Genomic DNA, 16,970 nt, shown 5'->3' with positions numbered 1-16,970 from the left:
GTGACCGAAACGGACTTTCCCGCTCCGCCCGCCGCGAGACCGGGGCCGAAGCGAAGATTCTCCCCGCTCCTGTTCGTGATGATCCTGCTGGCGGTCGTCGGCGTGGGTGCCGGGGGGTACGGGTTCTGGACCCTGATGGGCTATCGGATGGTGAGTGTCCCCGGCGAAGCGATGACGCCCACGATCCAGCCGGGCGAGGTCGTGCTGTATCGCTGGGCGGAACTCCCCGAGATTCCGCGCGGCGCGGTCGTCCTCATGGATCTGTCCGCGTTCCCGGACGCGAGACCCGGCGAAGGCCGGGCCGTCAAGCGGGTGATCGGCATCGGTGGTGATCAGGTCGTCTGCTGCACGAAGGACAACCTGATCACCGTCAACGGGAAGCCGGTCAAGGAGCCGTACACCGAAGACGACAACGGGTACGGCCGCAAGGAATACCGGCCGTTCAGCGTCCAGGTGCCGCCGGGCACGGTGTTCGTCGCCGGTGACCTGCGGAACAATTCCCGGGACTCGCGCATCTACACCGAGGAGCCCGGCAACGGCGCCGTTCCCCTGTCGAAGCTGAGCGGAATCGTCGTCGGACTGGGGAGTCCTTTCTCCGCCGAGCCCTTTCCGCAGACCACCGCTTTCGTCGAAGCCGGACTTCCCGGCGACCCCGTGTCCGACACCGGGTTCCGTACCTCGCGTCTGCTGGTGTTTGCCGGAGTCGGGCTCGTCGTCCTGGGGGTCATCGGGGCGATCGTGAGCGTTGCCCGCTTCGCCGGAAAACGACGAAGAGCAGCCGCAGTCCCACCAGCGCGCTGACCACGAGCAGGTTGTAGCCGAACATCTGGTGCAGCGTGACGCCGGGCAGCATCTCCGGGCCGCCCGCGCCGCCCAGCAGCAGCACGGCCATCAGCCCGGTGGCCGCGCCGACGAACGCCAGCAGGAGTTCGTGCACCAGCCCGGTGACCACGTCGCGGTCGCGTTCGTCGGAGAACAGCCGGACGTTGACCGAAAGCCTGCCCTGCTCCAGTGCGTTGCCGATCCGGTCGACGCGGCGGGGCAGGCGGCGCAGCACCGGCAGGAGCGCCATCAGTTCGTTGGTGGCGGTGGAGCGCAACGACTCCGGCCGCAGGCCGGCACCCACCTGCTCGGCGGCGTAGGCGCGGGATTCGACGACGATGTTGAATCCCGGCGCCAGCGCGGCCAGTGTTCCCTCCAAAGTGGCCAGTGCGCGGAACACCGCGGCGATCGGCGGGGGCACGCTGAGCCGGAAGTCGGCGATCACCCGGAACAGGTCGGTGAACATGTCCAGATCCGGGGCCTGCCCGTGGTTGAAATGCTTGGCCACCAAGGAACCCAGTGCCCGCTCCAGCCGTTGCTCCTCGATCTCGTCCGGCCGGTCGACGATCTCCAGCAGGCCGTCGCGCAGCGCGGCCGGGTCGCCGCGGTCGAGGGCGAGGATGAGGTTCTGCAGCCCGCCGCGCAGGCCCGAGTCGAGCCGTCCGACGGAGCCGAAGTCGAGCAGGCCCAGCCTGCCGTCGGTGAGCAGCAGGACGTTGCCGGGATGCGGGTCGGCGTGGAAGACGCCGCTGCCCATCACCTGGCCGAGTACGCAGCGCAGCATCGACCGGGCGAGGTTCGCCCGTTCCGCGACCGGGACCTGTTCCTTGGCGGCGGCGAGTGGTTTGCCGTCGAGGCGCCGCATCACCAGGACGCGCTCGGTGGACAGTGCTTTGTGGACGGTCGGGAGGGCAACCTCGGTGCCGGGGTAGGCCGCGGCGACCGCTTCGATGTTCCTGGCCTCGGTCCGGAAGTCGAGTTCCTCGACCAGGGCGTCGGCGAAGCCTTCGGCGAGGTCGATGACGCCGAGCGAACGGGCCCAGTCCGCGCGCAGGTCCAGAGCGGCGGCGACACGGCGGACGATGTCGAGGTCCCGGTCGACCAGCGACTGCACGTCGGGCCGCTGCACCTTGACGACGACTTCCTGCCCGTCGCGCAGCTTCGCCCGGTAGACCTGCGCGATCGACGCGGCCGCGATCGGTTCCGGATCGAACTCGGCGAAGATCTCGTCCGGGTCGCCGCCCAGTTCCTCGCGCAGCACGGTCGCGACCTCGTCGGCGTCGGCGAAGGCGACCTGGTCCTGGAGCTTGCTGAGTTCGTCGATGAACACCGGCGGGAGCAGATCGGACCGGGTCGAGAGCAGTTGGCCGAGCTTCACGAACGTCACGCCGCCCTCTTCCAGCGCGCGGCGCAGGGAACGCGCCAGTTTGGCGTGCCGGACCTGGGCGAGGCCTGCTTCCCGGCGGCCGGTGAGGTAGCGGCCGAGGCCGTGCTTGATCGCGATCCGGGTGATCTGCGAGTACCGCCGCGTCCGGGCGGCGCGGCGGCGCAGGGAACGGATCCTGCCGATCAGCCCGAGCCCGGAGCCCGCCGGGAGGACGAACTCCGCGACGAACAGGAACATCAGCGTCGCCAGGAACGCGCCGCCCGCCACCGGGATGATCAGCCCGGCGAAGGCGCCGCCGCTCGCGTACATCGGGGTGGGGAACGCGCTGAGGATGCCGCCCGCGACGAGCCAGCCGAAACCCGCGGCGCAGAACGCGCGCACCACGCCGATCCGCACGCCCAGCACGCGGCGGGCGGCGACCACGAGTGGCCACAGCATGAGCGCGTAGACGGGCAGGGTGAGCAGGCCGAGCAGCAGGTTCATGCCGATGAGGACATCACGCGCAGCCCGCGCGGGATTCCCGCTCCGGCGGGACGGGGCTCACCCTTGAGAGGGAACGAATCCCGAAGTTGTAGGTCGTGGTCGCCTCCTTGGGGGCGAACAGGACGCCCAGGACGGCGATCGCCGCGGCCGCGAGGAAACCGGCGCGAAGGTCGATGAGGTCGCCGAGGAAGCCGATCAGTGGCGCTCCGGCGGCCTGGCCGAGCGCCAGCATCAGGAAGGCCACGCCCACGCCGAACGCGGGAGACGCCGGATAGGCCCTGGTGCCCCAGAGGATCAGTACGCCGGTCAGTCCGATGTAGACGGCTCCGAAGAGTGCCGCCGCGATGATGAGCGCCGGCAGCGATCGAGTGGCGAGGGCGAAGAGAGCCGTGGCGATGGCGAACAGGATCATTCCCGCCGACCAGGCCCGGCGCAGCCCCGCCCGCGAGGTCAGTTCGGCGGTGAACGCGCCTGCCAGGCCGACCGCACCGAGGACGATCCACACCACCGTCGAGGCAGTCTCGCCGAGCCCGCCGATGCTCACGGCGATGTCCCTGCCGAACGTCCAGATCGCCGCGCTGGCCAGGCCGAGCGTCGCGGCGGCGGGCAGCAGCCGTCCGGTCGCGGGTGGGAACAGCGGTACCGGCAGGCCGCTCTTCCGATCCTCCTTGACCGGCGGCACGACGCGGGCGATCCATAGTGTCACCAGCGCCGATGCCGCGGCGAAGGCCCACCAGGCCAGCCTCCAGTCGCCGATCGCGAGCAGGGAGACCGGACCGGAGATCAGCACGCCGAGCCCGGTTCCGGCGTTCACCACGGACTGGGCTCGGTCGCGGCGGGTCACGCGGACGACACGGGAGACCGCGTCCGCGAGCGAAGGGGAGGCCAGCCCGGTGCTGGCTCCGGCCAGGACGACACCGAGCGCGAGGACGGCGGCGTTCGGAGCGGCCGCGATCAAGGCGGTCCCCGCGGTGGCGGTCGCCCCGGCGGCGAGCGCGCCCGCCCGGGCGCCCCTGCGGGCCGTGATGGCGGTCGAGGCGACGACGGCGAGGCAGTAAGCGACGTAGCTGCCCGCCGCGATGGCGCCGAGGGTGCCGCCGTCGAGGCCGAACTCCGTCCGGAGTGTCGGTGCGAAGAGGCCGTACGCGTACCTCGCGAGTCCGTAGGAGACCGCGATCAGCGACAACCCGGCCGCGGTGAGCGTCAGCTCGCGTTTGTACGAAGAAACCATCAGCTCTCCTCCAGAGGTATACCGATCGGTATACTCGGGGAGTGTTCCTGCATTTCGCGCTCAGGTCAACCGATCGGTATAGTCGAGGCATGCTGACACCGGCGGGCGAGCGTGTCCTGAGCGCGGCGAGCACGTTGTTCTACCGAGACGGGCTGAACGCCGTGGGCGTCGCGGCGATCGCCGAGGCCGCGGGCGTCACGAAGAAGACGCTGTACGCGTGCTTCGGATCGAAGACGGACCTGACGGTCGCGTACCTGCGAAGCCGTCACGACGTCTGGTGGGCGTACCTGGAACAGCGGCTGGCCGAGGCCGGCACACCCCGGGCGCTGACGGTCTTCGACGCCTACGTCGATCACCCGAAGCTCGGGAGCGACCGGGGGTGCGCGTTCCTCAACGCGGCGGCCGAGCTGCCCGCCGGTCATCCCGGACTCGACGTGATCCGGCGGCACAAGGCGGCGGTCCGGGCGAAGTTCGCCGAACTCCTCCGCGAGGACGTCCCGGGTGCGGCCGATCCGCAACGGCTCGCGGAACAGCTCTTCCTCTTGCTGGAAGGCGCTGTCGCGCACACCGGTATCGACGGCGACGCGCACCGGGTCACCCTGGCGAGGGAGATCGCGGAGATACTGCTGAGGGATCCGCGCGAGGCGGGCACAGGCTAGAAAGAGCGCATGCGACTTTTCGGCCCGCTCGTGGATCGGGCGACCTATCGCCGGTGGGTGTACTTCATCCTCGGTGGCGCCTTGAGCGTGCCGTATGTGCTCTTCGCCGCCATCGTGGTGCCTTCGCTGTTACCGCTCGTCGTGACGGTGGAGCGCGGGGTCGTCATCGCGATGATCACCGTCGTCCTGGTGATCATCGCGTCGTCGTTCATCCCCGCCGTCCGGGTGCTGGAGGGCGCGGCCGTCCGGGAACTGCTGGACGATCCCGTGCCGGGAGTGACGTTCGGGCCCGCGGGGAGCTGGCCCGTCCGGCTGCGGTCGACGGCGATGTACCTGCTGCACGTGGGCACGGGGTGCGTCCTCAGCCTGGCGAGCCTGTTCGTCCCGGTCGGCTTCGGTTTCACCGTCGCGGCCCCGTTCACCGGCCGGATAGCACTGTCCACAGAGGATCCGATCGTGGTACCGGCCGGCTGGGCGAGCGCGTGGATCCCGCTGGCCTTCCTGCTGGGCGTCGTCGCGCTGGCGTACGTGGTGTGGGGAGCGGGCGCGGTGCTGACCCGCGTCGCCCGCAGCCTGCTGGGCGTCTCGGCCGCCGAGCGGATTGCCCAGCTGGAGAAACGCACCGAACAACTCGCCGAACGCAATCGGCTGGCGCGGGAACTGCACGACTCGGTCGGGCACGCGCTGAGCGTCGTGACCATCCAGGCCGGGGCCGCGCGCCGGACCTTGCGCACCGATCCGGACTTCACGGAACAGGCGCTCACCGCGATCGAGGATTCCGCCCGTGCCGCGCTGGACGACCTCGACCACGTGCTCGGACTGCTGCGCGAGGAGGCGTCGTCGCGGGCGCCGCAATCCGGGCTGACGGAGCTGTCCGCGCTGGTCGAAGCCACGCGGCTGGCGGGCGCCGAGGTGACGGCGGAGGTGCGGGGCGAACCGTCGTCGGTGCCGCCGGTCGTCTCCCGCGAGGCGTACCGGATCCTGCAGGAATGCCTGACGAACGCGTTGCGGCACGCCGGTAAGGTGCCGGTGACGGTGCTCGTCGACGCCGGCTCGGAACTGCTGTCGCTGCGGGTGTCCAACCCGCTCGGCGCCGCGGTTCCGTCACGCGACGGGGGCGGCCGGGGACTGCGGGGAATGGCGGAACGGGTGGACGTGCTCGGCGGCACGATCACCGCGGGGCGCGCGGACGGATTCTGGAAGGTCGAGGTGGCGGTGCCATGGGGGAAACGGCGATGAGCATCGGGGTGCTGCTGGTCGACGACGAACAGCTGATCCGGGCGGGGCTGCGGGCGATCGTCGCCTCCGAGCCGGATCTGGAGGTCGTGGGCGAGGCGTCCGACGGCGCCGAGGTGCCGGGCCTGGTCTCGCGGTTCCGGCCCGACGTCGTGCTGATGGACGTCCGGATGCCTTCGGTCGACGGGATCCGCGCGACCACGCATCTGATGTCCACTATGGACAATCCGCCCAAGGTGATCGTGGTGACCACCTTCGAGAACGACGACTACGTCTACGACGCCCTGCTCGCCGGCGCGAGCGGCTTCCTGCTGAAGCGGACCAGGCCCGAGGAGATCGTCTCGGCGATCCGGACGGTGGCGGCGGGGGAGTCGCTGCTGTTCCCGGCCGCGATCCGGCGGCTGGCCGCGCAGCAGGCGAACCGGGGCCCGCAGGACGGTCTCGCCGACGCGGGGCTCACCGAACGCGAACGCGAGGTGCTGCGGCTGATGGCGAGCGGACTGTCCAATGTGGAGATCGCGGGAGAGCTGTACCTCGGCGTGCAGACGGTGAAGACGCACGTCGGGAACGTCCTGGCGAAACTCGGAGCGAGGGACCGGACACAAGCGGTGATCAAGGCCTACGACACCGGATTCGTCACACCGGCGGGCTGAACGCGGTAGGGTTCCGTGGTGGATACGAACGTCAACCGCCGTCGCGTGCTGGGGCTGGGAACGGTCGCCGCCGCGGGCGCGGTCCTCGGGACAGCGCAGCTCGCCCAAGCCGCCGAAGAGTCCGAATCGGACACCGCGGCCAAAGACGCGTCGGCCGCCGCTCGCCGGATTTTCCAGGTCTACGCCCGGGAAACCGCGAAGGCGGGCGGCACCTGGTCGTCTCACGTCAGCGTCGCGGACTCCGACGGGAACCTGGTCACCGCCGTCTCCGAGCGGGCCGACGAGGTCGTCGAGGCCTACAGCGTCAACAAGATCGCGGTCGCCACCGCGGTACTCGACAAGATCGACCGCGGACTGCTCACCTTGGACCAGCGCGTCGACGTCACGGCCGACATCGTCATCAAGGACACCGACGGCATCTTCGCCCTGGACGGCGCGTATCCGAGTTCGGTGACGCTCGGGCACGCGATGGCCGCGCTGCTGACGCTGTCCGACAACACCGCCGTCCGCCTGTGCGGGCTGGTCTGCCCCGCCGCGGAGGTCAACGAGATCCTGCGCGGCAAGGGATTCGTGCGCACCCAGGTCGTCCCGGTGGCCAACCCGAACCGCTTCTTCCTCGGCAAGACGACCCCGGCCGAGACGCATACGCTGCTGCGGAAACTGGTCGGCGGGACGCTGCTTTCGGCGAAGTCCACCGAGTACCTGCTGAACATCCTGCGCTCGCTGAGTGCGTTCACCGACGGGGTGCGGCTCGGCCTGACCTCGGCCGAGCGGCTGCGGGTCGCCACGAAGGCCGGCTGGTTCAACGACGGCCGCAACGAGGCGGGCGTGATGTTCAGCGCCGACGGCAAGCCGATCCTGACGTACTCGCTGTTCGCGTCGGGCGCGTTCGCGGGCGACCCGGCGGTCACCAAGGATGACTACGCCGCGACGCATCCGGCGCTGAAGGCGCGGGCGAAGCTCGGGAAGACGATGTTCCGTTCGGTCGAGAAGCTGACCGCCGCCACGGCCCGAACCTACGCTGCCGCTCCGTATCGGGCCTCCAACGGCGGCTGAAGGACGCTTTCCCCGCATAGGACGCGGCGAAGGGCGCTTTCCCCGCATCGCATGCGGGGAAAGTCCCCTTCAGCTACTCGAGGGCGGCGAGGATCAGCGCGGCCATCGAAGCGGGATCGCCGTTTTCGGGCCGTAGCACCAGGTCCGGGGTCTCGGGACGTTCGTAGGGAGCGTCCACCCCGGTGAACCCCTTGATCTCGCCCGCCCTCGCCTTCGCGTACATCCCCTTGGGGTCGCGGTCTTCGCAGACCTCGAGCGGGGTGTCGACGAAGACCTCCAGGAACGGCAGCCCGGCGGCTTCGTGCGCGGCGCGGGCGAGTTCGCGGTCGGCCCGGTACGGGCTGATCAGCGAAACCACCGACACCACACCGGCGTCGGCGAACAGCTTCGCGACCTCCGCGACGCGCCGGACGTTCTCGGCGCGATCGGCCGGGCTGAAGCCGAGGTTCCCGTTCAGCCCGTGCCGGAGGTTGTCGCCGTCCAGCAGATACGCGGGCCTGCCGGACGCCACCAGGCGCCGCTCCAGTTCGACGGCCACACTCGATTTGCCGGACGCGGAAAGCCCGGTGAGCCAGACGGTGAGCCCGCGCGTCGCGCGTTCGGTCCTGGTGACCGCGGCGGTGTGCCAGACGACGTTCGACGCCGTCACGCTCGGGCCGGTGATCATCCCGGCCGCGACCGTCGCCCCGGAATGCTCGTCGACGAGGAGGAAACCGCCGGTGGACCGGTTGCGGCGGTAGGAATCGAACAGCAGCGGTTGCCGGGTGCGCAGCCGGATCCGGCCGATCTCGTTGAGGGACAACGCTTGCGCGGTCTCGTCGCGATGCAGGGTGGTGACGTCGAGCCGGTAGTCGAGGTCGCGGATCTCGGCCTTGGTCTCGCGGGTGGTGTGCCGGACGAGGTAGTTCGCCCCGGGGGACAAGGTTCCCTGCTCGGAGAACCAGCACACCATCGCGTCGACGTCACGGCTGGTGTGCGGGCGGTTGCCGGGACGGCAGATCAGGTCGCCGCGGCCGAGGTCGAGGTCGTCGGCGAGTTCGATCGTGACGGCCTGCGAGGCGAAGGCTTCGGTGATCGTGGTGCCGCCCGGCCCCCAGATCGCGCGCACCGTCGTGGTGAAACCGGACGGCAGCACGGTGACCTCGTCACCGGGTTTGAACACCCCGCCCGCGACGGTGCCCGCGTACCCGCGGAAATCGCGGCTGTGTTCCCGGATGACGTACTGCACCGGGAAGCGCGCGTCGATGAGGTTGCGATCCGAGGCCACGTGCACCTGTTCGAGGTGGTGCAGCAGGGAAGTGCCCTCGTACCAGGGCATACTGGCGCCCCGGTGCACGACGTTGTCGCCGTGCAGCGCCGACATCGGGATGAAGGTCAGGTCGTGGACCTGGAGTTTCATGGCGAAACGGCGGAAGTCCTCACGGATCTCGTCGAAGCGTTCCTGCGACCAGCCGACGAGGTCCATTTTGTTGACGCACAGCACCAGATGCGGGATGCCCAGGAGGCTCGCCAGGAAGGCGTGCCGCCGCGACTGTTCGAGTACGCCTTTGCGGGCGTCGATCAGGATCAGCGCGAGGTCCGCCGTGGACGCCCCGGTGACCATGTTCCGGGTGTACTGCACGTGTCCCGGGGTGTCGGCGATGATGAACTTCCGTTGAGGCGTCGCGAAATACCGATGGGCGACGTCGATCGTGATGCCCTGTTCGCGTTCGGCGCGCAGGCCGTCGGTGAGCAGCGCGAGGTTGGGGTACGCCTCGCCGCGGGCGCGGCTGGTGCGTTCGATGGCTTCGAGCTGGTCGGTGAACACCGTCTTCGAGTCGAACAGCAGGCGGCCGATCAGGGTCGACTTCCCGTCGTCGACGCTGCCCGCGGTCGCGAGGCGGACCAGCTGTGAAGCGCCCATCAGAAGTAGCCTTCCTTCTTCCGGTCTTCCATTCCGGCCTCGGAGATCCGGTCGTCGGCGCGGGTGGCGCCGCGTTCGGTGAGCCTGCTGGCGGCCACCTCGGCGACCACTTCGCCCGGCGACATCGCCGTCGACTCGACGCAGCCGGTACAGGTCGCGTCGCCGACGGTGCGGAAGCGAACCGTTGCCTCGTAAGGACTTTCGCCTTCGCTCAAGGCGAGGAAGCGGGTGTGCGCGAGCAGCATGCCGTCCCGTTGGACGACCGGGCGCCGGTGCGAATAGTAGATCGACGGCAGATCGACGTCCTCGGCTTCGATGTACTGCCAGATGTCGAGCTCGGTCCAGTTCGACAGCGGGAAGACGCGGATGTGCTCACCTTTGCGGTGCCTGCCGTTGTAGAGATCCCAAAGCTCCGGGCGCTGATTGCGCGGATCCCATTGGCCGAACTCGTCGCGGAAACTGAACACCCGTTCCTTGGCGCGGGCCTTCTCCTCGTCGCGCCGGGCGCCGCCGAAGACCGCGTCGAAGGAATGCTCGCGGATGCCGCGCAACAGGGCGGCGGTCTGGAGGCGGTTCCGGCCGGCCCTGGGGTCTTCGACGACCCGGCCCGCGTCGATGTCGTCCTGCACACTGGTGACGACGAGCCGGAGGCCGTAGGTGGCGGCCGTGCGGTCCCGGAACTCGATGACCTCGTCGAAGTTGTGCCCGGTGTCGACGTGCATCACCGGGAAGGGCGGCGGCGACGGCCAGAAGGCTTTGGCCGCCACGTGGAGCATCACCATCGAGTCCTTGCCGCCGGAGAACAGCAGCACCGGCCGTTCGAAGGTCGCCGCGACCTCCCGGAAGATGTGCACGGCTTCGGCTTCGAGTGCTTCGAGATGGGTGAGCTCGTAGGCCGGGGACGCCATCGTGACCTCCGTGGTTCGAGATCAGAAAAGTAGAACAAGTTCTTGTGCTTGGTCAAGGGGAGGAGGACGCTGTCGGCATGGACCTGGTCGCGCTCGAAGAGATCCGACGCCTCAAAGCCCGTTACCTCCGGTGCCTCGACCTCAAGCTGTGGGACGAGATGGCCGGGACCCTGACCGCCGACGCGCACGCGCGCTACGGCACGCCGTCGTACGGCAAGCCCCTGACCTTCGATGGCCGCGACGAGATCATCGGGTTCTTCCGGAACGCCGTCGGGCCCGGCGTCATCACGGTGCATTTCGCCGGGCAGCCGGAGATCGACGTCGACGGCGACACCGCGACGGGCACGTGGCTGATGCGGGACAAGGTGATCGTGCCCGAGCATCACGTGGTGATCGAAGGCGCGGCGTACTACGAGGACACCTATCGGCGGGTCGACGGCGAGTGGCTGACCGCCTCGACCCAGTACGACCGGCTGTACGAAACGATGACGTCGACCGCCGACTTGCCGAGCTTCAAGCTCACCGCGAACCTATGGTCCCCACCCCGCAAGTAGTCCTCTAGTTGCGGTAGTTGCACGCGCAAGGATCGCAACTAGAGGACTACTTGCGGGAGAGGCCGCCGGGGCGCTTTGCGCAAGTACGTGAAGGCCCCCTTCACTGCGCTAGACGCAATGAAGGGGGCCTTCACGTACTGCTGGTGCCCTTGGGGCGCGATCCCTCGGTGCCTTTGGCGGGGGTGACGTAGTGAAGGCCTCCTTCCCAACCCTCAAAGTAGGGAAGGAGGCCTTCACGTACTTCCAGGCCGTGGCAAGGATCGCAACTAGAGGACTACTTGCGGGAGAGGCCGCCGGATTCGGCGGTGACGGCGTCGGCGGTCGCGACCAGCGCCGCGCCCCGGCGCGCGATCTCCGCGCCGGTGATCGGCTCGCCGACCGACAGTGTGAGCACCAGCTCTTGCCGTCCGGAGGCGTCGAACGTCGGCGCCGCGAGCAGGCTCACCGCGTGCTTGTGGCGCGGTTCGAGATCGGCGCCGAGGTAGACGCGCTCGCCGAGGCTCGAGACGAGCTCCCCGACCAGGCCGCGCACCTCCGGCGGCAGTTCCTCCGCGCCCACCCCGGCCATCAGGGCGTAGAGCCGCCGTCCCGCGGAGGTCAGGCTTTCCACCAGGTAGCCGTGTTCGCGGCATTCGGCGACGACGCGGCGCAGGTGCGCTTCGTCCAGCCGCACCGGCACCGCCGGGGGCTTCGCGAGCCACGCGTCGAACGCCGCGTCGGAATCCCACAGCACGTACATCAGCCCGACCGGCGGCGCGAACGGATAGGTCTCGCCGAGTTTGACCCGGCCGGGACCGGCGCTCTGCAGCATCAGGATCCGGTCGCCGACCACGGCCGACGCCGTGCACGTGGCGCCGTATCGCCTGCTCAGGTCCTCCAGATGCCGCCGCGCGACCTCGCTCGCGCCGAAACCCTCGCCCGCGACACGGCCCGCGGCGATCATCGCCGGCCCGAGCCGGTACGTGACCGGACGCGGATCCCGGACCAGGTAACCGCCCGCGGCCAGTTCGGTCACGATGCCGAGGCAGGTCGGTTTGGCCAGGTCCAGTTCGCGCGCGAGTTCCGAGAGGCCGAAGCGCCGTCCGGGGCGCGCGGCGAAGAAGTCGAGCAGCCGCACGACCCGCTCGGTGGGCGGAGAGCGCCGAGTCATTGACCCATCCTTAGAACGCGTTCTAGTCTGTTGTCGCGAAGAACGTACCAAGTCGGTACGTATTTGTACCAGCATGAGGAGTCGCCGGTGCTCACTCAACCGTTCGCGGACGCGATCGTCGAAGCCGAGAAGGTCATCGCGGAGGCACCGCACATCCGGACCGAACAGGACCTGGTCGAGGGCTACGACTACCTCGCCGGAAGCATCCGCGCGTCCCTCCAGATGGCGTGGGCCTACGAACGGGACTATCCGTACTTCACCCAGTCCACCGGGCCGTACACGAAGATGGGCCTGGACAACCCGGACACGCTGTACTTCAACGCGAACATCCGCGAGGACCGCGAGTACGTCGTCACCGGGACGCGGGGGAGCACGGCCGACCTCAGTTTCCAGGTCCTCAACGGCGACTACTCGCCCGTCGAGGTGCCGGACAGTCTCGCCGCGTTCGACGACCGCGAGATCGAGATCGCCGAGGACGGCTCGTTCGAACTCCGCTTCGGACCGGCGAAACCCGACCCCGGCCCCAACTACTTCATCCTCGGCCCGGGTTCGTCGATGCTCGTGGTGCGCGAGGTCCACAGCGACTGGGCCACCGAACGCCGCGGCACGATCCAGATCCAGTGCGCGGACACCGCGGGTGGCTCACCCGCGCCGCTCACCCGCGACGTGCTGGCCAAACGCTACGGCGTCACCGGCAAGATCCTGTTGAGCAGGTTGCGGACCTTCCTCGCCTTCCCGAAGTGGTTCTACCTGAACCTGCCGGTCAACACGATGACCGAACCGCGTCCGACGCCGGGCGGCCTGACCACGCAGTATTCGTCGGCCGGGCACTACGAACTCGGCGACGAAGAGGTCATGATCGTGACGGTGCCGCGCTCGGACGCGCCCTATCAAGGCATCCAGCTCGGCAGCATCTGGTATCTCTCGCTGGACTACATCAACCACCAGACGAGCCTCACTTCCGACCAGGCGCGCGTCGACCCGGACGGCAAGATCCGGTTCGTGATCAGCGAACGCGACCCGGGCCTGGCCAACTGGCTCGAACGGACCGGTCACGATCGCGGGTACGTCCAGATCCGGTGGCAGCGGCTCTCCCGCGCGCTGGAGGTGGCCGACGGTCCCGAGGTCGAGGTGGTGAAGTTCGGCGAACTCGCCGACAGGTTGCCGTTCCACGACGAGGCGCGCGTGACCCCGGAGGAATGGTCGGACCGGATCTCGGCTCGCCAGACGGCCGTCGCGTCGAGGATGCTGGGCTGACATGGACCTCTTGAAGGACAAGGTGATCGTGGTTTCCGGCGTCGGGCCGGGGCTCGGCAGGTCCATCGCCGTGCGCGGTGCCGTCGCGGGTGCCGACGTGGTTCTCGCCGCCCGCACCGAATCGCGGCTCGCGGAGGTCGCCAAGGAGATCGACGCGCTCGGCCGTCGCGCGGTCACCGTGCCCACCGACATCACCGACGACGCTTCGGCCGCGAACCTCGCCGAAGCCGCTTTGAAGGCGTTCGGCCGAGTGGATGCGTTGGTGAACAACGCTTTCGCCATCCCGCCGATCATGGATCTCGCCGACGTCGACCTGGCCGACGTCCGGGCGGGCTTCGAGACCAACGTCCTCGCCGCGCTCCGGCTCACGCGACTGTTCACGCCCTCGCTCCAGGAGAGCGGCGGTTCGGTGGTGATGATCAATTCGGCCGTGCTCCGGCATTCCCGGCGCACGTTCGGCGCCTACAAGATGGCGAAGTCGAGCCTCCTCGCGCTCGCGCAGAGTCTCGCCTCGGAGCTCGGACCGCGCGGGATCCGGGTCAACTCCGTGGCACCCGGCTATATCTGGGCGGACTCGCTGAAGTGGTATTTCGCCTACCTGGCCAAGGAACGGGGCGTGACGCCGGAGCAGGTGTACGCCGAGACCGCGGAGACGATCGACCTGCGCCGCCTGCCGGAGCCGGACGAGATCGCCGACACCGTCGTGTTCCTGGCCTCGTCACTCGCCCGGTGCGTCACCGGTCAGTGCCTCGACGTCAACGCCGGCGAATACCACCACTGAAGGGGAAAGCATGCTGCCAGGTCGGGAAAACGTCGGCACGGTGGAGGATCTCCACGCGTCGGCGGCGAAACTCACCGGACTGGACGATTTCGGTGGCGAAGACCATCTCGAAGGCCTCCGCGTACTGCTGGATTCCTACGCCGGCGAGGCGGGGTTGACCCCGTACGGCAACAAGGTCCATCGCGCGTTCCTGCGGGGCGCTTTGGTGGCGAGGTCGTTGAGCGAGGCGTCCTGGAAACAGCATCCGGAGTACGCCGGGGTTCCCGTCGAGCGACCCATTTTCGTCACCGGCCTGCCACGCACCGGGACAACGGCACTGCACCGGCTGCTCACCGAGGATCCGGCGCACCAAGGTCTGGAGGTCTGGCTGACCGAGGTGCCGCAACCGCGGCCTCCGCGTGAGACCTGGGCGGAAAACCCGGTCTTCCAAGGAATCCAGGCGGGCTACGAGAAGCACCACGTCGAGCATCCCGAATTCATGGGCCTGCACCATATGTCCGCGGGCCAGGTCGAGGAATGCTGGCAACTGCTGCGGCAGTCGCTGAAATCGGTGTCCTACGAATGCCTCGCGCACGTGCCGTCGTACTCGCGCTGGCTGGACGGCCAGGGCTGGACCGACGCGTATCGCAGGCACCGGCGCAATCTGCAGCTGATCGGCCTGCCCGACGCCGGGCGCCGCTGGGTGCTCAAGAACCCGAGTCACCTCTTCGCGCTCGACGCTCTGCTGGAGGTCTACCCGGACGCGCTGATCGTCCAGACCCACCGCGCGCCGAGCACGATCGTCGCGTCGGTGTGCAGTTTGAACGAGCAGGCTTCGGAAGGCTGGTCCGACGTCTTCCGCGGCGACGTGATCGGCCGTGATCAGCTGGAGCTGTGGGCACGCGGCGCGGAAAGGTCGCTCGAAGCGCGGGCGCGGCACGATCCGGCGCAGTTCTGCGATGTCCGGTACGAGGATTTCGTCGCCGACCCGATCGGCACCGTCGAGGGCGTCTACCGCCACTTCGGGTTGCCGCTGAGCGGCGAAGCCCGGGACGCGATGACCGTCGTGCACGCCGAAAGCCGTTCCGGGGAAAGGAAACCCGTGCACCGGTACGACCTCGCGGACTTCGGGCTCACCGCGGGCGAGGTCGACGAACGCTTCTCCACCTACCGCGCCGCCCACGACCTCTGAGGGTCAGAAGCCGGCGGCGGCGCGTTGGGCGGGGAGACCTCGGGTGGTGATCCCGCGCAGCACCTCGACGCGTTCCGACCCCGGCCGCCCGAGCACCCAGCTCGACCCGGGGACCTCCTTGGCGCGCTTCTTCAACGGCGCCAGGAGCCGGGAAGCGTCCTTGTAGGACCGGATCGCGCCGTTCCCGCAGACCAGGGTCGCGAGGGAAACCGTCACCGGCAGCTCGTCGGCCGACCACGCCGTGTCCAGCAGCGCGGCGGCGATCGTGCCGATCTCGTCGACGTCGCAGGCGATCAGGAAATCGTCCCCGCCGACATGGCTGACGCGCATCCTGCGCAGCCGTGACTCCAGGTCGGTGAGCGTCCGGCCGAGCGTGCGGATCAGGTCGTCGCCCGCGGCGAACCCGGCGGTGTCGTTGACCGTCTTGAACGAGTCGACGTCCAGCCAGGCCGCGACGAACGGCTCCCGCGCGTTGATCCGGCGGTCGACGTCCCTGGCGACGGCGTCACTGCCGGGCAGGCGCGTCAGCGGGCTCAGCGAGACGGCCTCCTCGACCTTCGCTTCGGCCACTCCGCGGAGGACCTCGTTCACCAGCACCACGCCGACGCACCGGCCGCGGTCGTCGACCACCACGACGTCGTCGCCGGTCCGGCTCCAGTCCGCGTCGGTGACCAGTTCGAGGAACTCCAGCGCGCTCGCGTCCGCGTGGATCGTGTGCGGCCGGTCGGCGAGCCGCGACGCGGGCCGTTTGGCGTGCAGGGCATGGCCGTACAACCCGGTGACCGCGACCAGGAACCGCGTCCGGTCGATCGACCACTGTGGACGGTGCCGGTCGTCGATGCCGACGATGCCGCTCGGCCCGTCTGCGGCGGCCAGGACCTCGCGGACGGCGTCACAGGTCGCGGCCTCCGGCAGGGTGCTCGCGGGCCGGAGGAAATCGCCGACGCGGCGGGCGCGCGCGGTGCCGGGGACGAACGGGCCGGGCGCGTCCGGCGCGGGCAGCGGCGCGTGGTTGCCGTCGGGCGGGGCGAGCAGGTTGCCCTGCGCGATCCGCACCCCGAGCCTGCGCGCGGATTCCAGCTGTTCGGTGGTCTCGAGCCCGGTCGCGACCAGCCGGTTGTCGGTGCGCGAGGCGAAGTGCAGCACCGCCTCGACCACCGCGACGGCGGCCGGGTCGTGCGGCAGGCCACGCAGCACGCTGCGGTCCAGCTTCACCAGGTCGATCGGCGCGGAGGCGAGCAGCGTGAGCGGGAGGTCGCCGCGGCCGAGGCCGTCGAGCGCGAGCCGGAACCCGAGGTCGGTCAGCCGCCGCATCCCGCTGAGCAGCTGGTCGGCGGGGACCTGGGAGAACGGCGGCCCGATCTCCAGCACGACGTCCCTGGTCCGGCGGCCGGACAGGCTGAGCGCCTCGGTCAGCGGGTCGAACCGGGACACGGGTGCGGCCAGGGTCCGTGCGGACAGGTTCAGGTGCAGGGGGAGGGTGGTCTGCGGCTCGTTCTGCTGCCGGACGGCTTCGGCGGCCAGGCCGATGTCGACCTCGGCCAGCTTGCCGCTGCGCCGGGCGTCGGCGAGCAGTTCGTGGGCGGTGCCGCGGCCCGGCCGCGCCAGGGCTTCGAACGCGACGACGCCACCGGTGTGGAGGCTGTACAACGGCTGGTAAGCGAAGCGGACCGCGATCTGCAACGTCACGTTCGTATGGTCGCCGGATGCGGCGGGAAG

The 16,970-nt window shown here is 69.5% G+C and carries 15 protein-coding genes; 9 read left to right on the top strand and 6 right to left on the bottom strand.

Annotation, left to right across the window (positions count from 1 at the left end; genetic code table 11):
* Entirely contained in the window at positions 1 to 801 is an 801-nt protein-coding gene (lepB, locus tag ACLJRM_RS06770; protein WP_410662588.1) for a signal peptidase I, read from the top strand.
* Here the strand turns inward: lepB and ACLJRM_RS06765 are convergent.
* A complete protein-coding gene (locus tag ACLJRM_RS06765) occupies positions 725 to 2,692 on the bottom strand; it encodes an AarF/UbiB family protein (RefSeq protein WP_101606802.1) in 1,968 nt (655 codons plus the stop codon). The genes lepB and ACLJRM_RS06765 overlap by 77 nt on opposite strands.
* A 13-nt stretch (positions 2,693 to 2,705) precedes the next feature.
* Positions 2,706 to 3,923: an MFS transporter gene (locus tag ACLJRM_RS06760; RefSeq protein ID WP_410662587.1), complete on the bottom strand. Its 1,218-nt coding sequence runs from the start codon at positions 3,921 to 3,923 to the stop codon at positions 2,706 to 2,708.
* A gap of 89 nt (positions 3,924 to 4,012) precedes the next feature.
* On the opposite strand from ACLJRM_RS06760, the gene ACLJRM_RS06755 reads away from it, so the two are divergent.
* The 4 genes from ACLJRM_RS06755 to ACLJRM_RS06740 are packed head-to-tail and all read left to right on the top strand — an operon-like array spanning position 4,013 to position 7,527.
* On the top strand, positions 4,013 to 4,582 hold the full coding sequence (locus tag ACLJRM_RS06755) for a TetR/AcrR family transcriptional regulator (protein ID WP_410605752.1): 570 nt from the start codon (positions 4,013 to 4,015) through the stop codon (positions 4,580 to 4,582).
* A 9-nt stretch (positions 4,583 to 4,591) separates the two neighbouring features.
* A complete protein-coding gene (locus ACLJRM_RS06750; protein ID WP_101606805.1) occupies positions 4,592 to 5,821 on the top strand; it encodes a sensor histidine kinase in 1,230 nt (409 codons plus the stop codon).
* Positions 5,818 to 6,471, top strand: coding sequence for a response regulator (locus ACLJRM_RS06745; protein WP_101613087.1), 654 nt, complete (start codon positions 5,818 to 5,820; stop codon positions 6,469 to 6,471). The genes ACLJRM_RS06750 and ACLJRM_RS06745 overlap by 4 nt, the downstream gene beginning before the upstream one ends.
* Positions 6,472 to 6,489: 18 nt before the next feature.
* Positions 6,490 to 7,527: a serine hydrolase gene (locus ACLJRM_RS06740; RefSeq protein WP_101606806.1), complete on the top strand. Its 1,038-nt coding sequence runs from the start codon at positions 6,490 to 6,492 to the stop codon at positions 7,525 to 7,527.
* A 73-nt stretch (positions 7,528 to 7,600) separates the two neighbouring features.
* On the opposite strand, the gene cysC is transcribed toward ACLJRM_RS06740, so the two are convergent.
* Both cysC and cysD read right to left on the bottom strand, forming a co-directional pair.
* The gene (gene cysC, locus ACLJRM_RS06735; protein ID WP_410662586.1) at positions 7,601 to 9,430 is read right to left on the bottom strand and encodes an adenylyl-sulfate kinase; all 1,830 of its coding nucleotides are present in this window, start codon (positions 9,428 to 9,430) and stop codon (positions 7,601 to 7,603) included.
* Positions 9,430 to 10,338 carry a sulfate adenylyltransferase subunit CysD gene (gene cysD, locus ACLJRM_RS06730; RefSeq protein WP_410662585.1) on the bottom strand — a complete coding sequence of 303 codons (909 nt, stop codon included), beginning with the start codon at positions 10,336 to 10,338 and terminating at the stop codon, positions 9,430 to 9,432. The genes cysC and cysD overlap by 1 nt, the downstream gene beginning before the upstream one ends.
* Before the next feature lie 77 nt (positions 10,339 to 10,415).
* Between cysD and ACLJRM_RS06725 the strand changes: the two genes are divergently transcribed.
* Positions 10,416 to 10,892, top strand: a complete 477-nt coding sequence (locus ACLJRM_RS06725; RefSeq protein WP_101606809.1) for a nuclear transport factor 2 family protein — start codon at positions 10,416 to 10,418, stop codon at positions 10,890 to 10,892.
* A 274-nt stretch (positions 10,893 to 11,166) separates the two neighbouring features.
* Here ACLJRM_RS06725 and ACLJRM_RS06720 read toward each other — a convergent pair whose 3' ends face one another.
* Positions 11,167 to 12,042 (bottom strand): helix-turn-helix domain-containing protein, encoded by an 876-nt coding sequence (locus tag ACLJRM_RS06720; RefSeq protein WP_410662584.1) that lies wholly within the window; start codon positions 12,040 to 12,042, stop codon positions 11,167 to 11,169.
* An 87-nt stretch (positions 12,043 to 12,129) separates the two neighbouring features.
* On the opposite strand from ACLJRM_RS06720, the gene ACLJRM_RS06715 reads away from it, so the two are divergent.
* From ACLJRM_RS06715 to ACLJRM_RS06705, 3 genes are read left to right on the top strand one after another with little or no spacing between them, the layout of a single operon-like run.
* Complete coding sequence (locus ACLJRM_RS06715; protein ID WP_168214283.1) at positions 12,130 to 13,299, top strand: DUF1214 domain-containing protein; 1,170 nt, start codon at positions 12,130 to 12,132, stop codon at positions 13,297 to 13,299.
* Between the two features lies 1 nt (position 13,300).
* A complete protein-coding gene (locus tag ACLJRM_RS06710) occupies positions 13,301 to 14,080 on the top strand; it encodes an SDR family oxidoreductase (RefSeq protein ID WP_410662583.1) in 780 nt (259 codons plus the stop codon).
* 10 nt (positions 14,081 to 14,090) lie between these two features.
* Positions 14,091 to 15,251 (top strand): sulfotransferase family protein, encoded by a 1,161-nt coding sequence (locus ACLJRM_RS06705; protein WP_410662582.1) that lies wholly within the window; start codon positions 14,091 to 14,093, stop codon positions 15,249 to 15,251.
* 3 nt (positions 15,252 to 15,254) lie between these two features.
* Here ACLJRM_RS06705 and ACLJRM_RS06700 read toward each other — a convergent pair whose 3' ends face one another.
* Positions 15,255 to 16,940, bottom strand: a complete 1,686-nt coding sequence (locus ACLJRM_RS06700; protein WP_101613088.1) for a GGDEF domain-containing protein — start codon at positions 16,938 to 16,940, stop codon at positions 15,255 to 15,257.
* Positions 16,941 to 16,970 lie beyond the last annotated feature (30 nt).

Source organism: Amycolatopsis sp. lyj-84 (assembly GCF_046549075.1).
GTDB lineage: Bacteria > Actinomycetota > Actinomycetes > Mycobacteriales > Pseudonocardiaceae > Amycolatopsis.
This window is presented reverse-complemented; position numbering and strand designations above follow the sequence as displayed.

What these genes read in the sequence shown, in the direction of transcription:
- ACLJRM_RS06720 (WP_410662584.1), bottom strand. Translation starts at nt 12,042, where the DNA reads ATGACTCGGCGCTCTCCGCCCACCGAGCGGGTCGTGCGGCTGCTCGAC.
- ACLJRM_RS06750 (WP_101606805.1), top strand. Translation starts at nt 4,592, where the DNA reads ATGCGACTTTTCGGCCCGCTCGTGGATCGGGCGACCTATCGCCGGTGG.
- ACLJRM_RS06705 (WP_410662582.1), top strand. Translation starts at nt 14,091, where the DNA reads ATGCTGCCAGGTCGGGAAAACGTCGGCACGGTGGAGGATCTCCACGCG.
- cysD (WP_410662585.1), bottom strand. Translation starts at nt 10,338, where the DNA reads ATGGCGTCCCCGGCCTACGAGCTCACCCATCTCGAAGCACTCGAAGCC.
- ACLJRM_RS06745 (WP_101613087.1), top strand. Translation starts at nt 5,818, where the DNA reads ATGAGCATCGGGGTGCTGCTGGTCGACGACGAACAGCTGATCCGGGCG.
- cysC (WP_410662586.1), bottom strand. Translation starts at nt 9,430, where the DNA reads ATGGGCGCTTCACAGCTGGTCCGCCTCGCGACCGCGGGCAGCGTCGAC.
- ACLJRM_RS06760 (WP_410662587.1), bottom strand. Translation starts at nt 3,923, where the DNA reads ATGGTTTCTTCGTACAAACGCGAGCTGACGCTCACCGCGGCCGGGTTG.
- ACLJRM_RS06755 (WP_410605752.1), top strand. Translation starts at nt 4,013, where the DNA reads ATGCTGACACCGGCGGGCGAGCGTGTCCTGAGCGCGGCGAGCACGTTG.
- ACLJRM_RS06725 (WP_101606809.1), top strand. Translation starts at nt 10,416, where the DNA reads ATGGACCTGGTCGCGCTCGAAGAGATCCGACGCCTCAAAGCCCGTTAC.
- ACLJRM_RS06765 (WP_101606802.1), bottom strand. Translation starts at nt 2,692, where the DNA reads ATGAACCTGCTGCTCGGCCTGCTCACCCTGCCCGTCTACGCGCTCATG.
- ACLJRM_RS06710 (WP_410662583.1), top strand. Translation starts at nt 13,301, where the DNA reads ATGGACCTCTTGAAGGACAAGGTGATCGTGGTTTCCGGCGTCGGGCCG.